The organism is Polaribacter sp. Q13 (assembly GCF_016858305.2).
In the GTDB taxonomy this organism is placed as follows: Bacteria; Bacteroidota; Bacteroidia; order Flavobacteriales; family Flavobacteriaceae; genus Polaribacter.
The window spans coordinates 3,932,195-3,956,973 of the sequence record NZ_CP074436.1; the positions used below are offsets into that span (position 1 = coordinate 3,932,195).

Below are 24,779 nucleotides of genomic sequence, written 5' to 3' on the forward strand. Positions count from 1 at the left end.
GTATTTTTACTTTTCTAAATTTTGTTCGATGAAAATTCACTTTATTGCTATTGGCGGAAGCGCAATGCACAACTTAGCAATTGCTTTACACCAAAAAGGATACCAAGTTTCTGGTTCTGATGATACAATTCACAATCCTTCTAAATCTAGATTAGAAAAATATGGTTTGTTACCAGAAGAATTTGGCTGGTTTCCAGAAAAAATAGCGTCTAACCTAGATGCAATTATTTTGGGAATGCATGCTAAAATTGACAATCCAGAGTTGTTAAAGGCACAAGAATTAGGTTTAAAAATTTATTCTTATCCAGAATTTTTATACGAACAATCTAAAGATAAAACGCGAGTTGTTATTGGAGGTTCTCATGGAAAAACAACCATTACTTCTATGATTCTACATGTATTAAATTATCATGAAAAAGAAGTAGATTACATGGTTGGTGCGCAATTAGAAGGTTTTGAAACCATGGTGCATTTAACTGAAGAAAACGATTTTATTGTTTTAGAAGGTGATGAGTACTTGAGTTCGCCAATAGATATGAGACCAAAGTTTCATTTATACAAACCAAATATTGCGTTATTAAGCGGGATTGCTTGGGATCATATTAATGTTTTTCCAACATTTGAAGGGTATGTAGAGCAGTTTAAAATCTTTACAGATTCTATGGTAAACGGAGGAAGTATGGTTTATAATGAAGAAGATGCAATTGTAAAAGAGGTTGTAGAATCATCAGAAAATCATATTAAGAAGTATCCTTATACGACACCTAAACATTTTATTGAAAACGGAATTACCTATTTAGAAACATCAGAAGGAAACTTACCATTAGAGGTTTTTGGAAAACACAATCTTCAAAATTTAGCAGGAGCAAAGTGGATTTGTCAGCACATGGGAATTGATGAAGATGATTTTTATGAAGCCATTGCTAGTTTTGCAGGAGCAAGCAAGCGATTAGAGAAAATTGTAGAAACTCCATCAACAGTAATTTTTAAAGACTTTGCACACTCACCAAGTAAAGTGGAGGCAACTACAAAAGCCGTAAAAGAACAATATTCTGAGAGAACTGTTTTGGCTTGTTTAGAATTACATACCTATTCTAGTTTAAATGCTGAGTTTTTAGCAGAATATAAAGGAGCCTTAGATGCAGCTGACAAAGCGGTGGTGTTTTATTCTCCGCATGCCGTGAAAATTAAACAATTATCAGCCGTTACTGCGGAACAAATTGCAAACGCTTTTGAAAGAGATGATTTGGTTATTTATACGAATCCCGATGAATTTAAAGCATTCTTATTTAGTCAGAATTTAGAGAAAACAGCAGTTGTTTTAATGAGTTCTGGTAATTATGGAGGTTTAGATTTTGAAGAGGTTAAAGGTTTGGTTTAGTTTTTTTTAGACCAAGTTGAATAAGTTTTATTTGTATCCAATGTTTATCCGTTACTCTATTTAATAGCCACTTCCTATAAGCTTTGTCAAAAAATGATTTATAAATAATGCTCAATCTCTTTTTTATAAAAAGAATATTTTCTGTTTTTTTATGCCTTTTAACTTTTAAAACATTATTATTTAGTTGCTTATAAAAAATGTTTAGATAACTTTCTATTTCTACAGTAGAATTATATTTTAAAGAAGTTGGTCTATTAAAAACTTCAAAACAACTTGCATAAAAACAATTTAAAGGGGTTTTTAATTTTTGAAATTCATCAAAACCTTTATTTGAATTTATTTTTTTAGAAAGTAAAAAAACATCGTATGCATTTCTTAAAGAAATATTTTTGAAGTGAAATCCATTATCATTTATTTGAGTAGCAATAATTGATAAAGCTAGTTGATTTTCAAAACTAATTACATTTATTTTATTTATTATTTGCGAGTTTTTCTTTACAATATTATAATTAAACTCATCGGCATATTTTTCAATTAATAATTCTTTATGAATTTCTACAGCAGCAATTTTTTTTAACTTTTGTAGTCTTGGATGGTGTTTAAATTGAGGGAAATCGTATGTAGTTTTATGTACTTTAGAATATTCATTATTTGTTAATAATTTGATTGCTTTTGTATAATCTTCTTCGGAGAAAATAAAATCAATATCGCCAACCATTCTTTCACCAATATCTTCGTATAATCCTTCAAGTAAGTTTCCGGTTCCTTTTAAGAAAATTGGAGTAATATTGTTTGTTAATAAAAGTTCATTTATTTCTTTAGCCTGCTCAATAATTTGCTCATTTCTCTCTCTATTTAAATTAGTAATATGAATCATATAATTCACTAATTCTTCTGGTAAATAATGCAAGAAATTGGCTCTTTTAAGATTGCAATACAAAGCAGGGAATACAAAATGACCAGTACTTACTTTTACAACGGAATCCCAATCTATTTCTGTAGTTTTTAATTGTATTTCTATCTCTTGTTTGTTTTTTTCTTCCGAAGAAATTGTTAAACATTTAGCTACAAAAAAGAGTGTTTCTTTATAATTCATTTTTAAATATTTTCGAAACCGCTTTTATCATTTCTTCATTATTAGAGTAGGTTAGTTGGTAACAGTTTAAAGTACTAAACCAATCTAAAAATATTTGTGCATTTTCTTTTTTTGGAGAGATCCAAGAGTCTGGAATTAATTGCTGAAAAGCAGTTAATTTAGAAATTTTCTCACAAGTTAAATCAGCATCTTTTTCATATTTAATAAAGACCAAATCATTACATGGTAAATGATTAAAGTAATTAGTATTGTTGGGTTTTAAATATCGTACAACCTTGTTTAATCGGGTAAAGTTATATTCTGCGGATGTTTCTAATTCAGGATAAATAGGAAGCAACGTTTCTAAACTGTTTTGTTTGATGGATATGGATGCAGGAAAACTGTACACTTCTCTTTTTTCGATATCTATAGGTACAAAATCGTCTGCTAAACACGTAAAACCGTGTGCTTGTAATAGTGCTAATGAGGTACTTTTTCCGTTGCCTGAATCACCTAGAAATAAGATTGATTTCTTTTCATCGCTTACAGCGGATGCGTGAAAAACCCCCATCCATTTATCTTCTTCTTTCTGATGAATTTTCTGAATAAATTGCATAGAAAACTTTCCTTGAAAATAATGAATATCATTATGACTCCAAGCTCCTATTAGGTTTTTATCAACTATAAGAAAGATGAATTTATTGTTTATAAAAACATCAAATTCATAGTCAAATTTGGTGGTATCATTAATCACTAGATGAGCAAACTTTGGATGCACTAGAGAAAGCTCTTTTTCGCTTAAATAAGAAACTTTAAAAACAACGTTGTTAACTTTGTAATACTTTATAAATTCAAATGAAGTAGGCGTTTTAAGGTCTTTGTAATCTTGGAGTATTTCGGACTCAATATCATTTTTTGTTTCGTAGAATTTTTCTTCTAAATCGATAATAAAATCGATAGTACTATCTGCGGGCACTCCTAGTTTTTTAGATAAACCTTGTGCTATGTCATTAACAGATATGCCTTCATTTAACCTTTTTAAAATATCGGCTGTTTTATTTTCTAAAATTAGATATTCATTATTGTTTTCAAACCAAACAATAGTTTTATCTTCTGCTGTCTTGTATAAGAAATTTGATTGTTTTTTCATAAAGAATAAAAGTAGTTATTTTATTACTTATACAAAACAAAAATGCCTCAAAATTGAGGCGTTTGTTATTTAAAAATAATTATGGTTATCAAATATTTTTTTTAATAAAAGTATACCTTAAACTTAATTTTTACGCCAAAAGAAAGGGGTAAATAAAATTAGTACAGTAAAAAGTTCTAAACGACCAATAAGCATTAAAAAGGAACAAAACCATTTGGCGGCATTAGATAAATGCGCATAACTATTTACCGGACTCACACTTTCAATAGCAGGGCCAATGTTTCCTAAAGAAGAAGCGGCTGCACCTAGTGCAGACATAAAGTCTAACCCAAATAAAGTAAGTATTACAGAGGCCAAAACAAAAATAAGCATGTAAATAATAAAAAAAGATAATATATTAAATACAATAGTAGGTGGTACTGATTTTCCGTCTAATCTTACAGGTATAATGGCGTTTGGGTGTAAGGCTTTCTTAAATTCTAGAAAACTACTTTTAAGCATAACAATATGTCTTACTATTTTTATACCACCACTTGTAGATCCTGCAGAACCACCTGTAAAAAATAAAGCAAAGAAAATACCTGTGGCAAAGAAGTTCCACATAGTAAAATCTGCACTTACAAAGCCTGTTGTTGTTACTACAGAGATCACCATAAATAGAGAATGTCTGATAGCGCTTTCTACTTTTCCATAGACCATTGGATGTACTATGGTTGTTTGTAAATTTGGGTCTTGAAAAAAGATGATGATAATAGCTATTAACATCGAAACACCTATGATTCCAAAAAAGTAATATTTAAATTCTTCGCTTTCAAATACTCTACGAACTTTTCCTTTTAAGGCAAAATAAGTCAGTACAAAGTTTGTTCCTGCTACAAACATAAAAAATATAATAATGTATTGTACTAAAGGAAGGTTGTTATAGAAAGCTACACTAGTATTTTTTGTAGAAAAACCACCTGTACTCATTGTTGCCATGGCATGATTAATAGCGTCAAACCAAGTCATACCCGCAACTTTTAATAAAAAAAATTGAGCAAACGTTAGTGCTATATAAATTAAATACAGTCGTTTTGCCGTATCTGTAATTCTTGGGTGTAATTTATCTGCAGAAGGGCCTGGAGCTTCAGCCATAAAAAGTTGCATTCCTCCAATACCTAAAAGAGGTAAAATTGCAACAGTAAGAACGATTATTCCCATTCCTCCAATCCAATGCGTAGCACTTCGCCAAAATAAAATTCCTTTTGGCATGGACTCTATGTCTGTTAATATAGAAGAACCTGTGGTAGAATACCCAGAAATGGTTTCAAAAAAAGCATCTGCAACACTTGGTATGGTTCCAGAAAATAAATAAGGCAACATTCCTGTAAGTGTGAGTATTAGCCATCCTAAGGATACTATTAGGTATCCTTCTTTTTTTTTAATATTGGTGCTTTTGGGTTTGTTTAAAAAATAAAGTAAAAGCCCAATAATTATCGTTACAATTCCTGCATTTAAAATGCCCCATTTAGCGTCTTCATTATGAAACACGCTAAACGGATACGCGATAAACATGAAAATTCCGTTTAATACTGCCGTAATACCTAAGAATCGAAATATTATTTTGGTGTTTAAACTACTGGTCATAATTATTTAAATAAACGCTCTACAGCAGTTATAGCTTCTGGCAAACAGAATACAATTACTTTATCACCAGTCTTAATCTGCATATTTCCGTCAGGTAAAATTGCTTTTTTATCTCTAATAACGCCACCAAAAACAGCCGCTCTTGGAACACGTAAATTTTTAATAGGAAATTCAGAAACTTTGGCACCTTCTTGAACCTCAAATTCAAAAACTTCGGCATCTACATTATGTAAATTGGCTAGATCTAAAATTTCACCTTTTCTAATATGTCTAAAAATGTTGCTTGCTGCAAGTAATTTTTTGTTAATTAAAGATTGAATTCCAATGGTTTGAGAAATATCAATATAATCCATATTTTCAACTAAAGCCACCGTTTTTTTAACTCCTTTAGATTTTGCAACTAAACAAGACATAATATTGGTTTCAGAGTTTCCTGTAACTGCAATAAAAGCATCTGTTTCTCTAATGTTTTCTTCTTCTAATAGTTCTAAATCTCTTCCATCTCCATGAATAACTAAAGTATCGCTTAGTTGCTCTGCTAGGAACTCCGCTTTATCTTTTTTCTTTTCAATTAGTTTTACTCTAAAGTTATCTTTACAAAGCTTTCTTGCTGTTTTTTCTCCAATACTACCACCTCCAAGAATCATTACATTTTTAATATGAAGTCGCTTTTTACCTGTAATAGGATATAGATCTTTCATACTGTAATTAGGGACACAAAAATAGACTTGGTCGCCTATTTCATAAACAACATCTCCTCTAGGAATAATGGTTTGAGATTCTCCTTGTCTTTTAATGGCAATGGTTATAAAATCTACATCAGAAAATTTTTGTTTGGCCTCTTTAACTGTTAAATTTACAATGGGAGATTTATAGGTTAATGGCGTTCCTAACACATTAAAAATACCACTTTCAAAGGCTACAGTGTCATTAAAAGAAGATTGATTTAACAACATTTTAATTTCGTTTGCGGCTAATTCTTGCGGAGAAATCATAAAGTCTAAACCAAATTGGGTAAAGTCTACTTCACAATTATTTAGAAATTCTGGATTGTCTATTCTTGCAATTGTTTTTTTAACCCCTAATGATTTACCAATCACAGAAATTGTAAAATTGGTATTCTGGCTATCGGTAACGGCAATTAATAAATCAGCAGAATCAATACCAATTTCTTTTAATAATTTTATGGATGTAGCATCTCCTTTTTTAGTAATAACGTCTAAATGACTGTTAAGATATTCTAGTTTTTCACCATCAAAATCTATGATATAGGTGTCTTGAGATTCGTAAGAAAGAAGTTTAGCTAAGTGAAAACCAACGTCTCCAGCTCCTGCTATGATAATTTTCATAAATTAAATATAGGGATAATGGGCAAATATAGAAAGAGTTTTCATGGAAAAGAGAAATAAAATAAAGTTTTCAGTTTTAATGAAAGTTAGAAATGAATTATAATTCATTTTTTTCTATAAAAAACTGATAAATATCTTTTTTTCTATAAAATAGAAACTTTAGATTTACCACTCAAAAATATAAAACACATTTTGTGAAATTAAATCATTTACGCTCATCAGTCCTTTTAAAAGCAAGTTTTTATTCAATCATATTTTTCTGTATTATTTCTTTTTCTTCTTGTGATAAAAAAGTTGAATACAAGGAAGTTACTAAAGATGATGGTGTTTTCCTTTCGGGTAAAATGATTCCTGATGATCATTTTTTAGGAGATCAAAAATGTAAAGAATGTCATCAAGATCAGTTTAAAAAATGGAAAGGATCAGATCATGATAAAGCCATGCAAATTGCAGATAGTGTTTCTGTTTTAGGTGATTTTAATAATAAAAAATTCGTAAGTCAAGGAGTTACTTCTCACTTCTACAAAAAGGATACGGATTTTTATGTAAATACAGAAGGACCAGATGGTGAAAATCATGATTATAAAATTGTTTATACTTTTGGTGTTACACCTTTGCAACAATTCATTGTGCAATTTCCTAATGGACATTATCAATGTTTAAGAACTGCTTGGGATTCTGTTAAAAATAAATGGTTTGATTTATATCCAGATTTTAAGGTTGTGCACTCAGAATGGTTGCATTGGTCTAGAGGCGGTTTAAATTGGAATAATATGTGTGCCGACTGTCACTCTACAAATGTTCGTAAAAATTACGAAGAGAAAACGCATAGTTATGATACTAAGTTTGCAATTATTAATGTAAACTGTGAAGCTTGTCACGGACCAGGAAAAAAACATGTTGCCGATGTAGAGGAGCTTGGTGAAAAATATGTTGCAAGCGGAACTTTTCAAATGACTACAGATACTGCGCCAAGAGAATTGGTAGATGAATGTGCCCGTTGCCACATGAGAAGAGAGCAGTTTTCTGAGTTTTTTAATTTTGAAGGGACACTTTTAGATCATTATTATCCACAATTATTAGAAGCCCCTTTGTATCAAGCAGACGGACAAATTTTAGATGAAGATTATGTGTATGGTTCTTTTTTACAGAGCAAGATGTATAATAATGATGTTACTTGTACGAATTGCCACGATGCACACACGTTAAAACTAAAGTTTGATGGGAATAAATTGTGTGCCCAATGTCATGCACCAGAAACATTTGATACACCAGAACATCATTTTCATCAACCAAATACAGATGGTGCAAAATGTATAAATTGCCACATGCCTGGTAGATTTTATATGGGAAATGATTTTAGAAGAGACCATAGTTTTAGAATACCTAGACCAGATTTAAGTGTTAAATACGGAACGCCAAATGCATGTGCAGGCTGTCATAAAGATAAAGACGATGTTTGGGCGGCCAAAAGCTTTAAAAAACTATTTGGAGAAGTAGATTCTATTCATTTTTCAGATAAATTAGCACCAGGAATTACCATGCAACCTAACGGACATGTAGGGCTAATTGAATTGATGCATGACAAACATCAACCAGAAATAGTAAGAGCTTCTGCCACAAAAGTATTGTCTAATTATAATGCGCAAAATTTTGTGCAAGATTATATTTCTCTTTTAAATGATGATTCTGCCTTAGTAAGAGGTGCTAGTGTAGATGTTTTAAGTAGTGTAAATAGCACAGACTATACGGCATATTTTTTACCACTTTTAGAAGATCCAAAAAGAAGTATTAGAATTAAAGCTTTTTATGGATTAGGAGGCGTAAAAGAAGCAGATATTCCTGAAGTTTACAAAGAGAGTTATGCTAAAGTAAAGAAAGAGTTCTACTTAAATTTAAAAACAAATGCAGATTTTGTAGGATCAAGAATGAAAAGAGGAGATTATTATCTGAAACAAGGTAATATGGCAAAAGCTATAGAAAGTTTTGAAAGTGCCTTGTCAATTGATAATATCAATAATCAAATCAGAATAAGTTTAGCTACATTATATTACAATAATAAAGAGTACAAGAAGGCAGAAGATGCTTTTAAAATTGTTATTGAACAAGAACCAAAATATGGGCCTGTTTATTATTCTTTAGCTTTAATGTATGCAGAATTAAATAGAGTAGATGAAGCAATTGTTCAGCTTAAGAAGGCATCGAAAATAATGCCAGATAATATTCGTGTTTATTATAATTTGGGTTTATTATATGATAAAAAGAAAGATTATAAAAATGGAGAAAAAGCCTTGGTTTCTGGTCTTAAGGTAGAAGGTACAAATGAAGGTTTATTGTATGCGTTGGCTTATTTATATTCTAAGTCTGATCAAAATGAAAAAGCGAAAAATATTGTACAAACATTAATTGATTTGTATCCAAACAATCAGCAATATAGAAATTTTTTAAATCAATTATAATGACCCTTTACTAGCTTTCGTTAGTGTTGTTTAGGTTCTAAATTTAGAACCTATCAAAATAGTTAACTTTCAATTTTGTATTTTTATAAAAAAAGAAGATGGAAAAGTTAACTATTAAATCTTGGGCTTTAGATGATAGACCAAGAGAAAAACTGTTGGCAAAAGGAAAGGCAGCACTTTCTGATGCAGAATTAATAGCAATCCTTATTGGTTCTGGTAATAGACAAGAAAGCGCAGTAGCTCTTTCTAAAAGAATTTTACAAGCTGTAGATGGCAACATAAACGAGCTTGCAAAATTATCCGTAGAAAAATTAACAACATTTAAAGGCATAGGAGAAGCAAAGGCAATTGCTATTATTACGGCTTTAGAAATAGGAAAAAGAAGGCAATTAGAAATTGCCTTAGAAAAACCTAAGATTACCAGTAGTAAAGATGGTTTTAATGTAATGCAACCTGTTATTGGAGATTTAGAGCACGAAGAATTTTGGGTGTTGTTTTTAAATAATTCGAACAAAGTTTTAGCTAAAAGTCAGATAAGCAAAGGAGGTTTAACAGCTACTGTGGTAGATGTTAGATTGTTGTTTAAAAGAGCCTTAGAATTGGCTTCTGTAGCAATGATTGTATGTCATAACCATCCTTCAGGGAAATTGCAACCTAGTAATGCCGATAAACAACTTACTCAAAAAATTAAAGAAGCAGGAAACACTTTAGATATAAAACTCTTAGATCATTTAATAATTACTGAAAAAGCGTATTTTAGCTTTGCAGATGAAGGGTACTTATAGTCCACAGTCTTCAGTAGACAGTTTTCAGTCAGTACATCACTGAATACTGAGGACTGAAAACTGCCAACTAAATAAATCATGATACTAGTTTACACACATAAAATTACACCGAGAGTTCGTTATATTTTTAAGCACATTCTTACAAGAACTTTATTAATTCCTGTAGATTTTACTTCTAAAGTTGAAGAATTTGTGGCATTTAATGGGCCTAAAATGACCTATACAAAAACACCATTAGGGAATGAGTTTTTTGTAAAAAGTAACAGTTTATTATTTGAACAAGGTGTTAATGATATGGAGATTTCTATTCAAAAATGGGATGAAGTTCCTTGTTTCTTTAAAACCGGGCCAAAATCTTCTATTCCTTTTGATGTTTTTGCGGCAAGTTTCTATCTAATTACTAGATATGAGGAGTATTTACCACATGTAAAGGATATTCATGGACGTTATACTGCAGACCAAAGTTTAGCGTATAAGCATCGTTTTTTAGAAAAGCCAGTAGTAGATATTTGGGCGTATAAATTATTAGATGCTTTAAAAGAAAAGTTTCCAGATTATGAATATAAAAAACGTGAATACAAATTTATTTCTACGATAGATATAGACAATGCTTACGCTTATAAATATAAGAGTTTAGTAAGAAGCGTAGGTGGTTTTTTAAATGATTTAGTTCATTTAAGAATACTTAATGTTTGGAATCGTTTTGCTGTGACTTTTAATATTAAAAATGATCCTTTTGACACTTTTCATAGAATTTTAAAAGTTAGAAGAGAACAAGATGTTAAAACTATTTTTTTCTTTTTAATTGGAGATTATACTACTTTTGATACCAATGTCTCTGCATCTAAAAGAAAGTACAGATTACTAATTAAAGAAATGGTAGATTATGCCAAAGTTGGTTTGCATCCTTCTTATTTTACGATGAACAATGCTCCTTTATTAAAAAAAGAAAAACACAGATTAGAAGAAATTATTAATTCACCAATTCAAAGATCTAGACAACATTATTTACGCTTTAGTTTACCAGACACCTATCAAAATTTAATAGATTTAGAAGTAGAAGAAGATTATTCTATGGGGTATGCAAGCAATGTTGGTTTTAGGGCAAGTACATGTACTCCTTTTTATTTTTACGATTTAGATTTCGAAATTCAAACACCTTTAAAAGTATTTCCTTTTGCCTTAATGGATACTACTTTAAATGATTATATGAAACTAACTCCTAAACAATCTTTAGGTAGAATTAGAGATATAAAAAACGAAGTAAAAGCGGTTAATGGCTGTTTTATTACTTTATTTCATAATGAAAGTTTAAGTGATTATTTACGTTGGAAAGGTTGGAAAAGATTGTATGAATCTATGGTTAAAATAGCAGTTTCGTAATGATTCGATATGTTAAAAGGAAAGATTTAGAAGTAGTAAAATATGATGCTTGTATTGATAATTCTTTGCAGTCCAATATTTACGGATATTCTTGGTATTTAGATATTGTTGCAGATAATTGGGATGTTTTGGTTTTAGATGATTATAAAGCGGTAATGCCAATTCCTTGGAAAAAAAAGCTATTTATTAAATATGTGTATCCCCCTTTTTGGTTAATTCAATTAGGTGTTTATTCTATAGAGGTTGTAGATGAAAATGAATTTTTAATTGAATTGTTTAATGATTTTAAATTTGCAGAAACTAGAACAAATACCTACAATTCTTTTTCTATGTTTAAGGCTTATGAAAGAGAGAGTGAATTGCAGATTTTATTAATGGAAAATGATTATGCAGCTCTTTTTAATAACTATAGAAAAGATAGAAGAAAAGATGTAGCCAAAGCAAAAAAGTTAGATTTAATAGAGAAATGGAAAGATAATTCTGAAGAGTTAATTGAACTTTTTAAAAATAATGTAGGTAAAAGAACTCCATATATTGTTGAGAAAGATTATGATGTTCTTAAAAAACTAATTACTGTTTGTTTAGAAAAAAAGGTAGGAGAAATTCTTTCTATTTATGATAAAGATGATCATTTGGTGGCATCAGGTTTTTTTCTGAAATATAAAAAAAAGGTTACAATTTTGGTGTCATCTACAGATTTTAAAAACCGAAAAAATGGTGCGAATACTTTTTTAATTGATCGTGCAATTTATAAGTTTGAAAAGAATTTTAGTGTTTTTAACTTTGGAGGATCATCACTACAGACTATTGCAAAATATTTTTTAAGTTTTGGAGCTTCTACTTTAAAATATCCACAGATAAAATACAATAACCTACCTTTTTTATTAAAACTTTTTAAGAAGTAATATTGATGAACCTTTCAAATTGTTTGGGTATTTTTTTATTGAAAATTAATTTAGAAAAATCTTCTGAATAGCTCTTTTTTTCTTTAATTACTTTACAAGGATTCCCAACAGCAATAGAATTAGAAGGGATGTCTTTTACAACTACAGAGTTTGCTCCAATAATTACATTATTACCAATTTTTACTTCTGGTAAAATGGTAGTATTTGCACCAATCCAAACATTATCACCAATAATAATTGGATTCCCCTTTATATGATTTGTTAAATTATCACCATCATGATTAGAGGAAATAATAGAAACACCTGGAGCTAGTTCTATATTACTACCAAAAATAATTCCGTTACTCGCTTGAATGTAGTTGTGAATATTATCACCTGGATCACAAAGAATTCCTTTTGATATTTTTTCTGGAGAATGTACTTTTGAAGTAAAATGAACAGGCCATTTTACTTTTGGATTTAATCTAAATAGTTTCTGAGGTATTAAGTAATGAAAAAATAAAATATAATAACGTTGGTAACCATATTTAGGTCTGTAATATTCTGGATATAAAAAATTTATAATCCATCCAAAAAAGAAGAAATCTAGTTTTTTAAACATTATTTTTTACAAGCTGTTTTAAATGATTTAAAAAATAGGCGAGTAATACTAAATAACCTATTCCACCAAAAATAGCAAGAATTATAATTGTTATGGTAATATCTGAATAAAAATATCCAACATAAATTGCAATTATATTAATTACAAACAAATAACTATTAAAAATTAAACTTTCTAAATTTTTATTTAAAACCACAATTAAACTACTTATGGGGTTAAAAGAAGCTCTTGCAAAGATAAGTATAGATAAAATTAAAGTATAAGTTTTTAAGTTAAGCCATTTCTCTCCTAAATACAGTTCTAAAATGTATAGTCCAATTGTATTTATTAGAACAAGAAACCCAAACATTATAATAAGATTTGTACGTACAATTCTTTTAGTAAGTTTATACAATTCATTTTTATTTTCTTTAAAAAGTTCAGAAGATTTTTGAAAGAAAACTTGAGAAATAGAAGTAGAAATTAGAGATAAGGGAGTTCCTAAAATTTTGATGCTAAAAAAGTAAACTCCTGCTTCTTTTGCTCCGAAGAAACTAAGGATTAAGATAGGCATTAAATTAGTTGCTAAACCATTAATAGTGTTAGAAGGTAGCAAATATTTTACAATGGAGGCATTAGAATTGATGCCTTTTCTTATTTTTCTAAAATTTGGTATCGAAAACTCACTTTTATTTCTGAATAAATAATAAACTAATAAAAGCAGTTGAGAAATTAAAAAACCAATGATTAAACCTAATAGATTATAAAAACTATAAAGTAACATTTGTAAGGCTACATTGCTAATTGTAAAAAAAACCCTTGCATTAGAAATGGTCGAAAATTCTTTTTTAAAGGTGAAAAAACTTTCGTTAACGAGGTTATATGCAAACAATAAGGCACCAACTATAGATATAAAAATAATATGTATAGAAAGTTTTTCTTCAAAAAAGTAATTTGATGTAAGAAGTAGAATAAGTATGATAAATATTGATAAAAATGGAATTAAAATCAATAAAAAATTATACCAATTTATACTTTCGTTTTTATCTTTAGCAATAATAATACATTTATCTAATTGTAATGTTGTAATTATAGATACAATACCAACAATACTTATAAAAACGCCAAAAAATCCATAGGCTTCTTCTCCATACATTTTTGCTAGAAAAACTGTTCCAATAACCGCTATAATTTGTGCAATTATAGTTCCTCTAAACATTATAAGAATGTTTTTATAAAAAAAAGATAATGGGTTTTTGTGTATTTTAGCTTTCAAATAGTTTCTTTGTTCAAATATAATGTAAATGAAAAATATACAACACGTCTTTTTCGATTTAGATCACACTTTATGGGATTTCGAAAAAAACTCAGATTTAGCTTTTCAGAAAGTTTTTACCAAACATAGTATTTTGGTAAGTATCGATTCTTTTTTAACTGTTTATAAACCTCTAAATTTTAAATATTGGAAATTATATAGAGAAGAAAAAGTAACTAAAGAAGAGTTAAGATATGGCAGATTAAAAAAAAGTTTTGATGCTTTAAATTATACAATTTCAGATGATTTAATAGATGAAATTGCTATAAATTATTTAGAATTTCTACCTCATTTTAATCATCTTTTTGATGGAACATTTGAGATTTTAGATTATTTAAAAAGAAAGTATACATTACATATTATTACCAATGGTTTTGACGAAGTACAGCATAAGAAAATGATGAGTTCTAATATATATCATTATTTTGATAAAATTATTACTTCAGAATCTGTAGGGGTTAAAAAACCAAATGCAAAAGTGTTTAACTATGCTTTAGAACTTGCAAATGCAGATAAAAGCAATTCAGTTATGATTGGCGATAATTTAGAGGCAGATATAGAAGGAGCTATAAATGTAGGGATGCAAGCTATTTATTGCAATTTTGAGAATAATTCATTTAATAACAATGAGTTAATTTCTGTAAAAACACTTTTAGAAATTAAACAATATCTTTAGCTTAAATAACGTTTTCTATTTAATATAAAGAAAAGTTAATTTATACAGAATAACCTAAAATATCATACAATTTAGCGATATTGCATCAGCAAATAATAGATCTCTTCAATGAGAAATTAATTTAACATTCAATTAAAATGATTAAAAAAATAATATGTAGTTTTTTGTTTTTAATAACAATATCAGCATTTAGTCAACAAGAAAAAATAAATAATTACAAATATGTAATTGTACCAGAACGTTTCGATTTTTTAAAGACTGCAGATCAATATCAAACAAGTTCTTTAACAAAGTTTCTTTTAAAGAAAAAAGGGTTTGATGTTTTTTTAAGTAATGAAAAATTACCTCAAGATTTAATGCTAAATAGATGCAAAGCATTAACTGCAATTGTTATTGATGATTCTAGCATGTTTACAGTTAAAAGTAAAATAGAAATGCAAGATTGTAATGGAAACGTTTTATATAGTTCTGAACTAGGTAAAAGTAAAGAGAAAGATTATAAAAAATCCTATCAAGAAGCTATTAGAGATGCTTATGATTCTATGGTAGATTTAGAGTATAATTATACTCCATTACAAGAAAAATCTATTAAAGATGCAGGTTTAGAGGTAGAAGAAGTATTGCTTGTTCAAAAAATGGTTTCTAAAGAAATTGCTGTTCCAAAAGGTAGTTTAGAGGTTTTGTATAGTCAAGCTAAAAAGAATGGTTTTCAGTTAGTAGATACTACTCCTGCAGTTGTTTTTCAGATTTTAAAAACAAATGTAAAAGATGTTTTTGTGATAAAAGATAAAAATGGAATTATCTACAAAAACGGTAATAACTGGGTAGCGGAATATTATGAAAATGAAGAATTAGTAATAAAACATTACGCTATTAAGTTTTAATAGTCCATAACAAATTTAAATTCAATAAAATTTGGTTTTTTAAAACCCCATTTTATTGTAAAAAAAAAGATGTCATCTGGAAATAATTTCTGATGACATCTTTTTTTTTGCAAATAATAAATCTATTATTATTTAATATTTATAACTGTCTTTCCATCTATTCTTTAAGGTTTCTCTAAATTGATTTTCTCTTGCGTTTTTGCCTGGTTCATACAATTTTGTTCCAGCTATTGCATCGGGTAAAAATTGTTGTTCTATAAAGTTATTTGGGTAGTTGTGCGAATATTTATATTCTTTACCATAATCTAAATCTTTCATTAATTTAGTAGGAGCATTTCTTAAATGAAGTGGAATAGATAAATCTCCTGTTTTTTGAACCAAACTTTGCGCTTCATTAATGGCCATATAAGAAGCATTACTTTTAGCGGAATTTGCTAAATAAATGGCACATTGACTTAATATAATTCTAGATTCTGGATGACCAATAACAGAAACTGCTTGAAAAGTATTATTTGCTAAAATTAATGCAGTTGGGTTGGCATTACCAATATCTTCCGAAGCTAAAATTAATAGCCTTCTAGCAATAAATTTTACATCTTCACCACCTTCAATCATTCTAGCCAACCAATAAACAGCGGCATTTGGGTCACTACCTCGTATAGATTTTATAAAAGCAGAAATAATATCATAATGTTGCTCACCCGTTTTATCGTACCTAACGGTATTTTTCTGGATTTTTGCTAGCACTAAATCGTTAGTTATTTCAATTTCATCATCAGCAGAAACTAATAATTCGAAAATATTTAAAAGCTTTCTGGCATCTCCTCCAGAAACTTGTAATAATGCATCCGTTTCCTTTAAAATTATTTTTTTGGTTGATAAAAGGGCATCTTTTTCCATTGCTCTATGCAAAAGAGCAATGAGATCGTTTTTATCAAAAGAATTTAGAATATAAACCTGACAACGAGAGAGTAGGGCGGGAATCACCTCGAAACTAGGGTTTTCTGTAGTAGCACCAATTAAGGTTACCCAACCTTTTTCTACAGCTCCTAAAAGAGAGTCTTGTTGAGATTTACTAAATCTATGAATTTCATCAATAAAAAGAATCGGATTTTTAACAGTGAATAAACCGCCGCTTTTTTTAGCCTTTTCTATTATTTCTCTTACATCTTTTACACCAGAACTAATAGCACTTAAAGTATAAAATGGACGTTTAGATTCTGTAGCAATAATATTGGCAAGTGTTGTTTTTCCAATTCCAGGAGGTCCCCATAAAATTAACGAAGGAATAATTCCTTTTTTTATTAAGTTGGTTAAAATACCCGTTTTACCTACTAAATGTTGCTGACTGATATAGTCTTCAAGAGTTTTGGGTCTAATTCTTTCTGCCAAAGGTTCATTCATTCAGTAAAAATAATAAAGATTTCTGACAGAAATTGTAAAAATCTAAATTGGTTCTATTTTTGTTATTTTTATGCTTGATGAAAGAACAGAATCAATTAAAAATATCTAAATCAATTTTCTTAATTCCGGTTGCATACATTGTAACAATTTGGTTTATTTATTGGATTGAAATTCAATTTGATTTAAATTTTAATAAATACGGAGTTTATCCAAGGACTTTGGTGGGGTTTAGAGGTGTTTTCCTAACACATTTTATACATAGCAATGTTAGTTACCTTTTTAATAATTCTATTCCTTTATTTGTACTTTTAAGTAGTCTTTTTTATTTTTATAAAGATGTAGCGTATAAAGTATTACTTCTTGGTGGTTTTTTTACAGGTTTTCTAACTTGGTGTATTGCTAGAGAATCGTATCATATTGGAGCAAGTGGAATTGTATACCTCCTTTTTAGTTTTGTTTTTTTTAGTGGAATTATTAAAAGACACTATAGATTGGTGGCCTTATCTTTAATAATTATATTTCTTTACGGAAGCATGATTTGGTATGTGTTTCCTATAAAAGAAGGTATTTCTTGGGAAGGGCATCTATCTGGTTTTCTAGTAGGTGTTATTTTTGCAATTCTTTATAGACATAAGGGAATTGTAAAAGAAGATCATCAATTTACAGAAACAGAATTTGATACTTTGTTTGATGAACATGGTAATTTTGCTCCGCCAAGAATAGAGGAGGAGTTAGGTGATGAAAGAATTGAGGATAATTTATAGATTAAAATAAAAAATCACTTTGATAAAATGTATCAAAGTGATTTTATTATTTTGCTAACTGCTAACTGCTAACTGCTATTCTTTGTCTAACCGTTTCATATAAGAAAACACCGCAAGCTACAGACACATTTAAAGAAGCTATTTCACCTAGCAAAGGTAATTTTGCTTTATAATCTACCATTTTTAAGATGGAAGGATTTACTCCTCTATGTTCAGATCCCATAATAATTGCCATGGGTTGTTTAAAATCAACATCATATATAGAATCTTCAGTTTTTTCAGTGGCAGCAACTGTTTTAATTTCTGATGCTTGTAATAAAAATATTGCATCTTTAATGTGGTCTACTTTACAAATAGGAATTTTAAAAGCGGCACCTGCTGAGGTTTTTATGGTTTCAGCATTTACGGGAGCACTTCCGTTTTTCTGAATAACAATTCCATTAACTCCAGAACATTCTGCCGTTCTAATAATGGCACCAAAATTACGTACATCAGATACTTGATCTAATAATAAAAACAAAGGAGTTTTTCCTTCTTCTACAGTTTTTTCAATCAATTCTTCTAAATCGTAAAACTCTACTGGAGATATTTGAGCAACAGCACCTTGATGATTACTGTTTTTAGATAATCTGTCTAATTTTTCTACAGGAACCATACTTGTAGTAAGGTTGTTTGTTTTAATTAACGTATTCAGTTCGTAAAACAATTCTCCTCTTAGTCCTTTTTGTAAGTATATTTTATTAATTGAAGAACCACTTTCTATGGCTTCAATTATGGCTCTAATACCAAAAATATTGGTAGTTGGTGTAGTTTCTGTTGTCATAGTGCAAAGGTATGTTAATTATTGAAAATATTAGACAAAAAAAAACCACCTCTTTAAGAGGTGGTTTAAAATATTTCTTAATCTAATTCCTTAATGATCATCAGCTGCAAATCCAGTTTTTCTATGACCAGATATCACATATGTTTCATCTTTTGAATTATCATAAGTTACACTGTTATATTCCCAAGCAAATTCTTCTACTTCTGGGTCAGCTCTTAACTCAACAGGCACAGCTTTACTCGTAAATTTTACAGTACCACTGTATAGTTTAATTTTAATATATAAACTATCTACAGGGTTACCACTTACGGTAGTGGCTGCATCTGGTAGGATTTTACCTTCTAGAATAGTATTTCTAATGTAATCTCTATCTTCTATTACTTCTTGCCCTAATGCTGTAGGCTTAGTACTAGGGTTAGTAATTGCAAGAACATTATTATCCAAATCAGCAAAAGTAGTACTTTTAGATTCAAATGCTGATGATGTACCTTCTAATGAGAATTTACTTTTAAAAGGAAATATACCATCTGTATCCTCCATCCATACTTCATTAGAAATATTTTCTGCAGTATTATATATTAAAAGTTGTACATCATGATCGTACGCAACCAAATTACTAGTCATATCTTCGTTATATAATTCCCAAAAATAAGTACCAGAATAATCTAGTGTATTGCTATCCCAAATCTCAATATCTTCATTACAAGAGGATAGTGTCATTACTACGGCTAGCAATAATGTTTTTATTATATTTTTTTTCATTTTTTTAGTTTTTTGTTAAAGTTACAGTAAAGCCAAATGTTGGCGAGTTATTTACCTTAAAGTTAAGTTTGTTTTCAGTTACAGAATAGGCTGTATTTGTTAAACTCCAAATTACTCCAAATGGTTTTGTTTGTGCATCCAATAATGTAATAGTGTTGTCTAGGTTTAAAAGAAAAATTAGTTTATAAGCATATGCAGGGCCATAACCAGCTGTTTTTTCATAATGCCCAGCAAAAAAGTCTGAAGCTAAAAATACACCTTCAGAAAGTTTTGTTATTACACAAGCCTCGTTATAATGAGTTTTTCCATCTCGTTCTCCATTATAAACACCTTCTAAATTAATGGTTGACGTATTTGTAGGTGCTACTACAACTGTTCTTGTAACTCTTTTTTCAAAACCATCCTGGTTTAAAGCAGAGTAACTTACTGTATATGCTCCAAGTGTAGATGTATCAACATTTCCATCAATCATAACGTCTACTTCTTCACCATCTTCTAAACCTATAGCTCCTTGTTCATTATAAGTATCATTTAATCTTATAACTTCAATTGATGGTCCGTTTAATTCTAAATCAACATATGAGGTAATTCTAGATAGATTGTCTGAACTATCACTGTCTTCACAAGAAATAAAACTTGTAGTTATTAATATAGTAAGTATTAAATTAAATATTTTTTTCATAATATATGGTTTTAATCATTAGATTTTTTGTTCCACCAAACTTTTTCAGCCATATTCGCTTTTTGAGATGGTGCATTTACATTTCTGGTAAGTATACTTGCAGGGTATGTAGCCGATTCTGGCAATTTATCATTTAATAAAACTCTACCAGCTACGGATAGTGTTAGTTTTCCTATAGGAAATGCAATGTTTACTGCATTTCTATCTGCTTTTATATCTACTTTATCTAATGCAGGATATCTAGTTCTATTTCTTTCAAGAAAAGATTCAATATGTTGGTATTTAGCATTGGCAACCCATTTTTGCATTGCTATTTGCTCTATATTTTCTTCAATAGTTTTACCAGTTTTCCAATCTAAGTCAGTTGGTACTGGTGTTGTTATTTTGTGTTGAGTATAAGATTGTTGCACACCTTTTTCATAACTAAGTTTGGCTGCTGCCTCGTTACTATTTCTTGCATTAATTTCTGCTATAAAAAAGCTAACTTCCCAGTTTGATAAAAGAATAATATCTGTATCTGCCTCAAATTTAGGGATACTATATTCTTCTTTATCATCATCTGTTCCATTTGAATTTGAGTCTTTTTTTGAATTAAAGTCACCAAAATATGCTCCTACGTAAGCACCATCAACATCTGTAAATAACGTTTTTTCTCTTTCATCATTTTTTGATGATAAATAATCGGTAAATGTTCTACATGCAATTGTTGCCTTAGAAACGTAAGCAGCTTCACCTTCTTCAAACTCTCTCATTGGGTGGCGTTTACCTTCCTGACCATCGCTCCAAACGTCTCCAGATATTTTTGCGCTTTCTTCTAAAAATGAATTAGAAGCTACAAAATTAACCATATCTGCATTGTTATATAAGTCTGTTTCAGAAGTTCTCATCATTAATTTTAGTTTTAATGAATTTACAAATAATTTCCATTGACCAAAATCTCCATCAAAAATAAAATCACTACTATTTTTTGAAATTGAATAGTCGGATACGTTTACTGCACTTAACTTATTAATTCTTACTAATAAATCTGTATATATAGATTTTCCATCATCAAATTTTGGGCTATATATTCCTTCATCTCCTTTAATTGCTTCAGTGTAAGGAATATCTCCCCAAACATCTGTCATAATTTGCCAAGTATAAATAGACAATGCTTCTGCGATATAAGCGTATCCTTTATATTCTTCATTTACTGATGAAAGTTGGTCTATCTTTTTTAAATCTGTTAATACGCCTCCTGTTAAATTTAAATATGCAGTAGACATACTTACTGGCTCATACTGGCAAGCAGATTTAAATTGTGCGTGAGTATAAGCTGCTGTCCAATATTCAGAATAGAAGGCTCCATTAAACCCAAATTCCCATCCCATTATTGTATTTGCTAAGTTTAATTCAGCTGCAGGTAGAATAGCTCTAGGGTCAGTAATCTGTTCAGCTGCTACGGTATCTGGATCCGTATTCACGTCCAAATAATTATTACAGCTGGTAGTAATAACCAAAGTTAATATTAGTATTGTTATATATTTTTTCATTTTATTATATATTATAAGTTAAGATTTAAACCAATTGTAAAGGTTTGATTTGGTGCATTTGCAGAAAACTCTCCAAATTTTGCTCCAATGTCATTTCCAAAAGAGGTAGTTTCAGGGTCGATATATTTATTTTCTGCCGGAGTCCATAATAGTATATTACTAGCGCTTAATGAAAGTGAAAGTGATTTAACATTTATTTTTTCTGTTATACTAGTAGGAAATTGGTATCTTAAATTAACATTTCTAAGTTTTAAATAGGATCTATCTATGATTGCATATTCCTCTCCTGTTAATCCTCCTTGACTGTAGAAGTCATTTAATTTTGTATTGTCTACAGGTGTGTGGTTCTCACTAAATGATCCATCTGAGTTTTTAGTAACAGAGTTTTCTATAATAAATGGTTTTCTATCATTTAATACAGTTTCTATTCCTCCACCGGTCCATCCTCCCATGTATGCTTTTGTTCCTGAATAGATGTACCCTCCATTTCTATAATCTAAAGTACCTGCTAAAGAAAAGCCTTTCCATGTAAAAGTATTTGTTAACCCTAATCTGTAGTCTTCATTAATGTCTTTTCCAATATATTCTGTATCTACAGTTGCTATCGGCATTCCAGATCCATCTACGATAGTCTGTCCTGTATCTGTTGTTTGAATTTTGGCAACCTTAAATTGTCCCATTGATTTTCCTTCAACAGCATAAATTCCAGCACCTCCTAAACCAGCAAGAAAAACTTCATCTTGTAATTTTTCTACCATATTGTCATTGGTAGAAAAATTTGCATTAACTTTCCAACTAAAATCTTTTATTACTACTGGTGTTGCGTTAAAATTAATCTCAAGCCCCTTGTTTCTAACATCACCTAAGTTTGTTGTTTGAAACGTATAACCAGATGAAGGGTCTATTGGTCTATCGTCTATAAGACCTTCTGTGAATCTATTATAGTAAGAAACTTCAAAACCTAACCTGCTGTTAAAAAATTGAGCTTCTACTCCTACTTCAAATTCGTTTGTTAACTCTGGAGCTAAATCTGGATTCGGTAATCTGTTTGATGCTGAGTATGCATTTACTCCATTAAGTGGGAAATCTAAATCATCTATCTGAGGAAAACCTGGATTTGTAGATGTAGCAGATACATATCTATCTGCAATAGAATATGGGTCTGCATCATTACCAGTAGTACCGTAAGCTACCCTTAATTTTGCAAAATTCATTATTCCTGTATTCACATTTTTAGCTTCTAAAAAATCTGAAAGAATAAAACTTAAAGTCTGTCCTGAATAAAAATAAGAATTATTTTTTTCTGGTAACGTAGAAGACCAGTCATTTCTACCTGATAAAGTTAAGTATAGGTAATCATATATTGAGAAGTCTAAGTTATAGTATAATCCCATTAGTCTTCTTTTACTAGAGGTTTGTGAAGATGTAGAAGGAGCTAAAGAATTTGATAAATGATAATAATTCGGTAAATCTAGAGAGTTAATGCTTCCTTTTAATTCATCACTTTGTCTTTCATTTACATTTAGTCCAACGATTGCATCTAAATTAATACCTTTAAATAATTTGGTGTTATAGATAGTTTTAAAGTCATGATTCATTTGTAAACTGTTTCTTCTTGTTTCAGAATATGAACCTGGATCTAATGATGTTGCAGTTGAAGATTCTATAATTGCATGATGAACATCAGAAGTAGATGTTTCAAAATCTCCACCAAAAGCATATTGTAATTTTAAGTTATCTAAAAGTTTATAATCTAACTGAAATTTACCATAAAATTTATATTTCTGTTGCTCAGCCCCATTTTCATTTAGAATATAATAAGGGTTTATTCCATAAGGAGTAAAATAGTTGTCTAAGTTATTAAATTTGTTTTTATAGTCTTTTAATTCTAAAAGAGAAATGTCGTTTGAAATTTCATATAAAGATCTAAGAACAGAAGAGCCTTGTCCAGATTCAACAGCGTTTGTTTTTTCTGATGCAACATTAATTGATCCTTGAATTTTTAATTTTTCACCTTGATGCGATCCTTTCATAGAAATGGTATATCTATTATAAGAATCATTATCTGTTGGTATTGGACCATCTACACTGTTTTCAGATAAAGACAGGTAGAAGTTAGTGGTTTCGTTACCACCACTAAGTGCTAATGAATTACTATGAGATTCTCCTAAATCGTAAAAATCTCTAATTCTATTTTCTACAAAATTATAAGGTTTAATTCTTTGGCTATTGTCTATAACTCTTCCCCAAACTCTATCTAAACCATCATATGCAGCTCCCCAGTTTCCATTTTCATCTAGTGCGCGATCTCCGCTCCAACCTTGGCCAAATTGTTTTTGTTCTTCTGGTAAATAACCAACTCTTGTAAAAGCAAAAGTATTGTTATAACTAATATTTACTTTTCCATCCGTATTTTTCCCAGATTTGGTAGTTATCATTATTATCCCGTTGGCTGCTCTAGAACCATAAAGTGCAGTTGCAGCAGCTCCTTTAAGTACAGTCATGTTCTCAATATCGTCAGGGTTAATTGCATTAATTCCCGAACCAAAATCAACTTGGTTGTTTAAACTACTACCTGATCTATTTTGACTATTTGTAATTGGAATACCATCGATAATATATAATGGTTGATTATTACCAAACGAAGATGAACCTCTAATTATCACGTTTTGAGTAGATCCAGGTCCAGGTCCTGCAGAAATATCTACACCCGATACTTTTCCTTGCAATGCATCCATTGGGTTGGAGGTTTTAGAGATCGTGAAATCTTTTTTACCTAATGAGGCTGCAGAATAACCTAAAGCTTTTTTTACTTTTTGACCACCTGTAGCTGTTACCACTATTTCATCTAAAACTTCACCACCTTCTTCTAAGGTTACATTTAAGATATTATTACTTCCAATAGTTTTTTTGGTAGTTTTGTATCCAAGATACCTGAAAATTAAAACATCTCCATTGTTTGTTTTGATAGAGAATTTTCCATCAAAGTCACTTTCTGTACCTTTTTTAGTGCCTTTAATGACTATACTAACTCCAGGTAATACTCCTGATTTATCAGAAACAGTACCGGAAATAGTTTTTGTTTGTGCAAACGAAATTTGCACGACTAACGCTAAGAGTAGCGTCAAAAATCCATTAAACTTTGTCTTCATTGTATAATTATTTGAATTAATTAACCCCAAAAATCTTAAATTAATCTTAATAAAACAATTTTTTAACACAAATACTTTGCAGTGTTGTATAT

20 protein-coding genes are annotated in these 24,779 nt (G+C 29.7%); 8 read left to right on the forward strand and 12 right to left on the reverse strand.

Annotated elements, in window-relative coordinates:
* The first annotated feature begins 28 nt into the window (after nucleotides 1-28).
* Complete coding sequence (locus tag JOP69_RS16605) at nucleotides 29-1,381, forward strand: UDP-N-acetylmuramate--L-alanine ligase (protein WP_203392018.1); 1,353 nt, start codon at nucleotides 29-31, stop codon at nucleotides 1,379-1,381.
* Here the strand turns inward: JOP69_RS16605 and JOP69_RS16610 are convergent.
* The 4 genes from JOP69_RS16610 to trkA form a co-directional block, all read right to left on the reverse strand.
* On the reverse strand, nucleotides 1,365-2,477 hold the full coding sequence (locus JOP69_RS16610) for a nucleotidyltransferase family protein (RefSeq protein ID WP_203392019.1): 1,113 nt from the start codon (nucleotides 2,475-2,477) through the stop codon (nucleotides 1,365-1,367). The genes JOP69_RS16605 and JOP69_RS16610 overlap by 17 nt on opposite strands.
* Nucleotides 2,467-3,606, reverse strand: a complete 1,140-nt coding sequence (locus JOP69_RS16615) for a hypothetical protein (protein WP_203392020.1) — start codon at nucleotides 3,604-3,606, stop codon at nucleotides 2,467-2,469. Before JOP69_RS16615 ends, JOP69_RS16610 begins: the two co-directional genes overlap by 11 nt.
* A gap of 123 nt (nucleotides 3,607-3,729) precedes the next feature.
* Complete coding sequence (locus JOP69_RS16620) at nucleotides 3,730-5,232, reverse strand: TrkH family potassium uptake protein (RefSeq protein ID WP_203392021.1); 1,503 nt, start codon at nucleotides 5,230-5,232, stop codon at nucleotides 3,730-3,732.
* Nucleotides 5,233-5,234: 2 nt separating this feature from the next.
* Nucleotides 5,235-6,581 (reverse strand): Trk system potassium transporter TrkA, encoded by a 1,347-nt coding sequence (trkA, locus tag JOP69_RS16625; RefSeq protein ID WP_203392022.1) that lies wholly within the window; start codon nucleotides 6,579-6,581, stop codon nucleotides 5,235-5,237.
* Nucleotides 6,582-6,775: 194 nt separating this feature from the next.
* Between trkA and JOP69_RS16630 the strand changes: the two genes are divergently transcribed.
* From JOP69_RS16630 to JOP69_RS16645, 4 genes are all read left to right on the forward strand, one after another.
* On the forward strand, nucleotides 6,776-9,040 hold the full coding sequence (locus JOP69_RS16630; RefSeq protein WP_252191136.1) for a tetratricopeptide repeat protein: 2,265 nt from the start codon (nucleotides 6,776-6,778) through the stop codon (nucleotides 9,038-9,040).
* Nucleotides 9,041-9,138: 98 nt separating this feature from the next.
* A complete protein-coding gene (gene radC / locus JOP69_RS16635) occupies nucleotides 9,139-9,825 on the forward strand; it encodes a DNA repair protein RadC (RefSeq protein ID WP_203392023.1) in 687 nt (228 codons plus the stop codon).
* Between the two features lie 78 nt (nucleotides 9,826-9,903).
* The gene (locus tag JOP69_RS16640; RefSeq protein WP_203392024.1) at nucleotides 9,904-11,208 is read left to right on the forward strand and encodes a polysaccharide deacetylase family protein; all 1,305 of its coding nucleotides are present in this window, start codon (nucleotides 9,904-9,906) and stop codon (nucleotides 11,206-11,208) included.
* Nucleotides 11,208-12,113: a hypothetical protein gene (locus JOP69_RS16645; RefSeq protein WP_203392025.1), complete on the forward strand. Its 906-nt coding sequence runs from the start codon at nucleotides 11,208-11,210 to the stop codon at nucleotides 12,111-12,113. The genes JOP69_RS16640 and JOP69_RS16645 overlap by 1 nt, the downstream gene beginning before the upstream one ends.
* On the opposite strand, the gene JOP69_RS16650 is transcribed toward JOP69_RS16645, so the two are convergent.
* Nucleotides 12,103-12,714 carry a DapH/DapD/GlmU-related protein gene (locus tag JOP69_RS16650; protein WP_203392026.1) on the reverse strand — a complete coding sequence of 204 codons (612 nt, stop codon included), beginning with the start codon at nucleotides 12,712-12,714 and terminating at the stop codon, nucleotides 12,103-12,105. The genes JOP69_RS16645 and JOP69_RS16650 overlap by 11 nt on opposite strands.
* Entirely contained in the window at nucleotides 12,707-13,912 is a 1,206-nt protein-coding gene (locus tag JOP69_RS16655; protein WP_203392027.1) for an oligosaccharide flippase family protein, read from the reverse strand. Before JOP69_RS16655 ends, JOP69_RS16650 begins: the two co-directional genes overlap by 8 nt.
* 85 nt (nucleotides 13,913-13,997) lie before the next feature.
* Here JOP69_RS16655 and JOP69_RS16660 point away from each other — a divergent pair, with 85 nt between their 5' ends.
* Complete coding sequence (locus JOP69_RS16660; RefSeq protein ID WP_203392028.1) at nucleotides 13,998-14,684, forward strand: YjjG family noncanonical pyrimidine nucleotidase; 687 nt, start codon at nucleotides 13,998-14,000, stop codon at nucleotides 14,682-14,684.
* A gap of 137 nt (nucleotides 14,685-14,821) precedes the next feature.
* Complete coding sequence (locus JOP69_RS16665; RefSeq protein ID WP_203392029.1) at nucleotides 14,822-15,568, forward strand: hypothetical protein; 747 nt, start codon at nucleotides 14,822-14,824, stop codon at nucleotides 15,566-15,568.
* A 132-nt stretch (nucleotides 15,569-15,700) separates the two neighbouring features.
* On the opposite strand, the gene JOP69_RS16670 is transcribed toward JOP69_RS16665, so the two are convergent.
* Nucleotides 15,701-16,972 (reverse strand): replication-associated recombination protein A, encoded by a 1,272-nt coding sequence (locus tag JOP69_RS16670; RefSeq protein ID WP_203392030.1) that lies wholly within the window; start codon nucleotides 16,970-16,972, stop codon nucleotides 15,701-15,703.
* A gap of 77 nt (nucleotides 16,973-17,049) precedes the next feature.
* Here JOP69_RS16670 and JOP69_RS16675 point away from each other — a divergent pair, with 77 nt between their 5' ends.
* Entirely contained in the window at nucleotides 17,050-17,736 is a 687-nt protein-coding gene (locus JOP69_RS16675) for a rhomboid family intramembrane serine protease (protein ID WP_203392031.1), read from the forward strand.
* A 61-nt stretch (nucleotides 17,737-17,797) separates the two neighbouring features.
* On the opposite strand, the gene rlmB is transcribed toward JOP69_RS16675, so the two are convergent.
* The 5 genes from rlmB to JOP69_RS16700 form a co-directional block, all read right to left on the reverse strand.
* Nucleotides 17,798-18,559 (reverse strand): 23S rRNA (guanosine(2251)-2'-O)-methyltransferase RlmB, encoded by a 762-nt coding sequence (rlmB, locus tag JOP69_RS16680; protein WP_203392032.1) that lies wholly within the window; start codon nucleotides 18,557-18,559, stop codon nucleotides 17,798-17,800.
* Nucleotides 18,560-18,649: 90 nt separating this feature from the next.
* Complete coding sequence (locus tag JOP69_RS16685; protein WP_203392033.1) at nucleotides 18,650-19,321, reverse strand: lipid-binding protein; 672 nt, start codon at nucleotides 19,319-19,321, stop codon at nucleotides 18,650-18,652.
* Nucleotides 19,322-19,325: 4 nt separating this feature from the next.
* Nucleotides 19,326-20,003: a BT_2262 family domain-containing protein gene (locus JOP69_RS16690; protein ID WP_203392034.1), complete on the reverse strand. Its 678-nt coding sequence runs from the start codon at nucleotides 20,001-20,003 to the stop codon at nucleotides 19,326-19,328.
* 11 nt (nucleotides 20,004-20,014) lie between these two features.
* Entirely contained in the window at nucleotides 20,015-21,535 is a 1,521-nt protein-coding gene (locus JOP69_RS16695; RefSeq protein ID WP_203392035.1) for a SusD/RagB family nutrient-binding outer membrane lipoprotein, read from the reverse strand.
* A gap of 11 nt (nucleotides 21,536-21,546) precedes the next feature.
* Nucleotides 21,547-24,687 carry a SusC/RagA family TonB-linked outer membrane protein gene (locus JOP69_RS16700; protein ID WP_203392036.1) on the reverse strand — a complete coding sequence of 1,047 codons (3,141 nt, stop codon included), beginning with the start codon at nucleotides 24,685-24,687 and terminating at the stop codon, nucleotides 21,547-21,549.
* Nucleotides 24,688-24,779 lie beyond the last annotated feature (92 nt).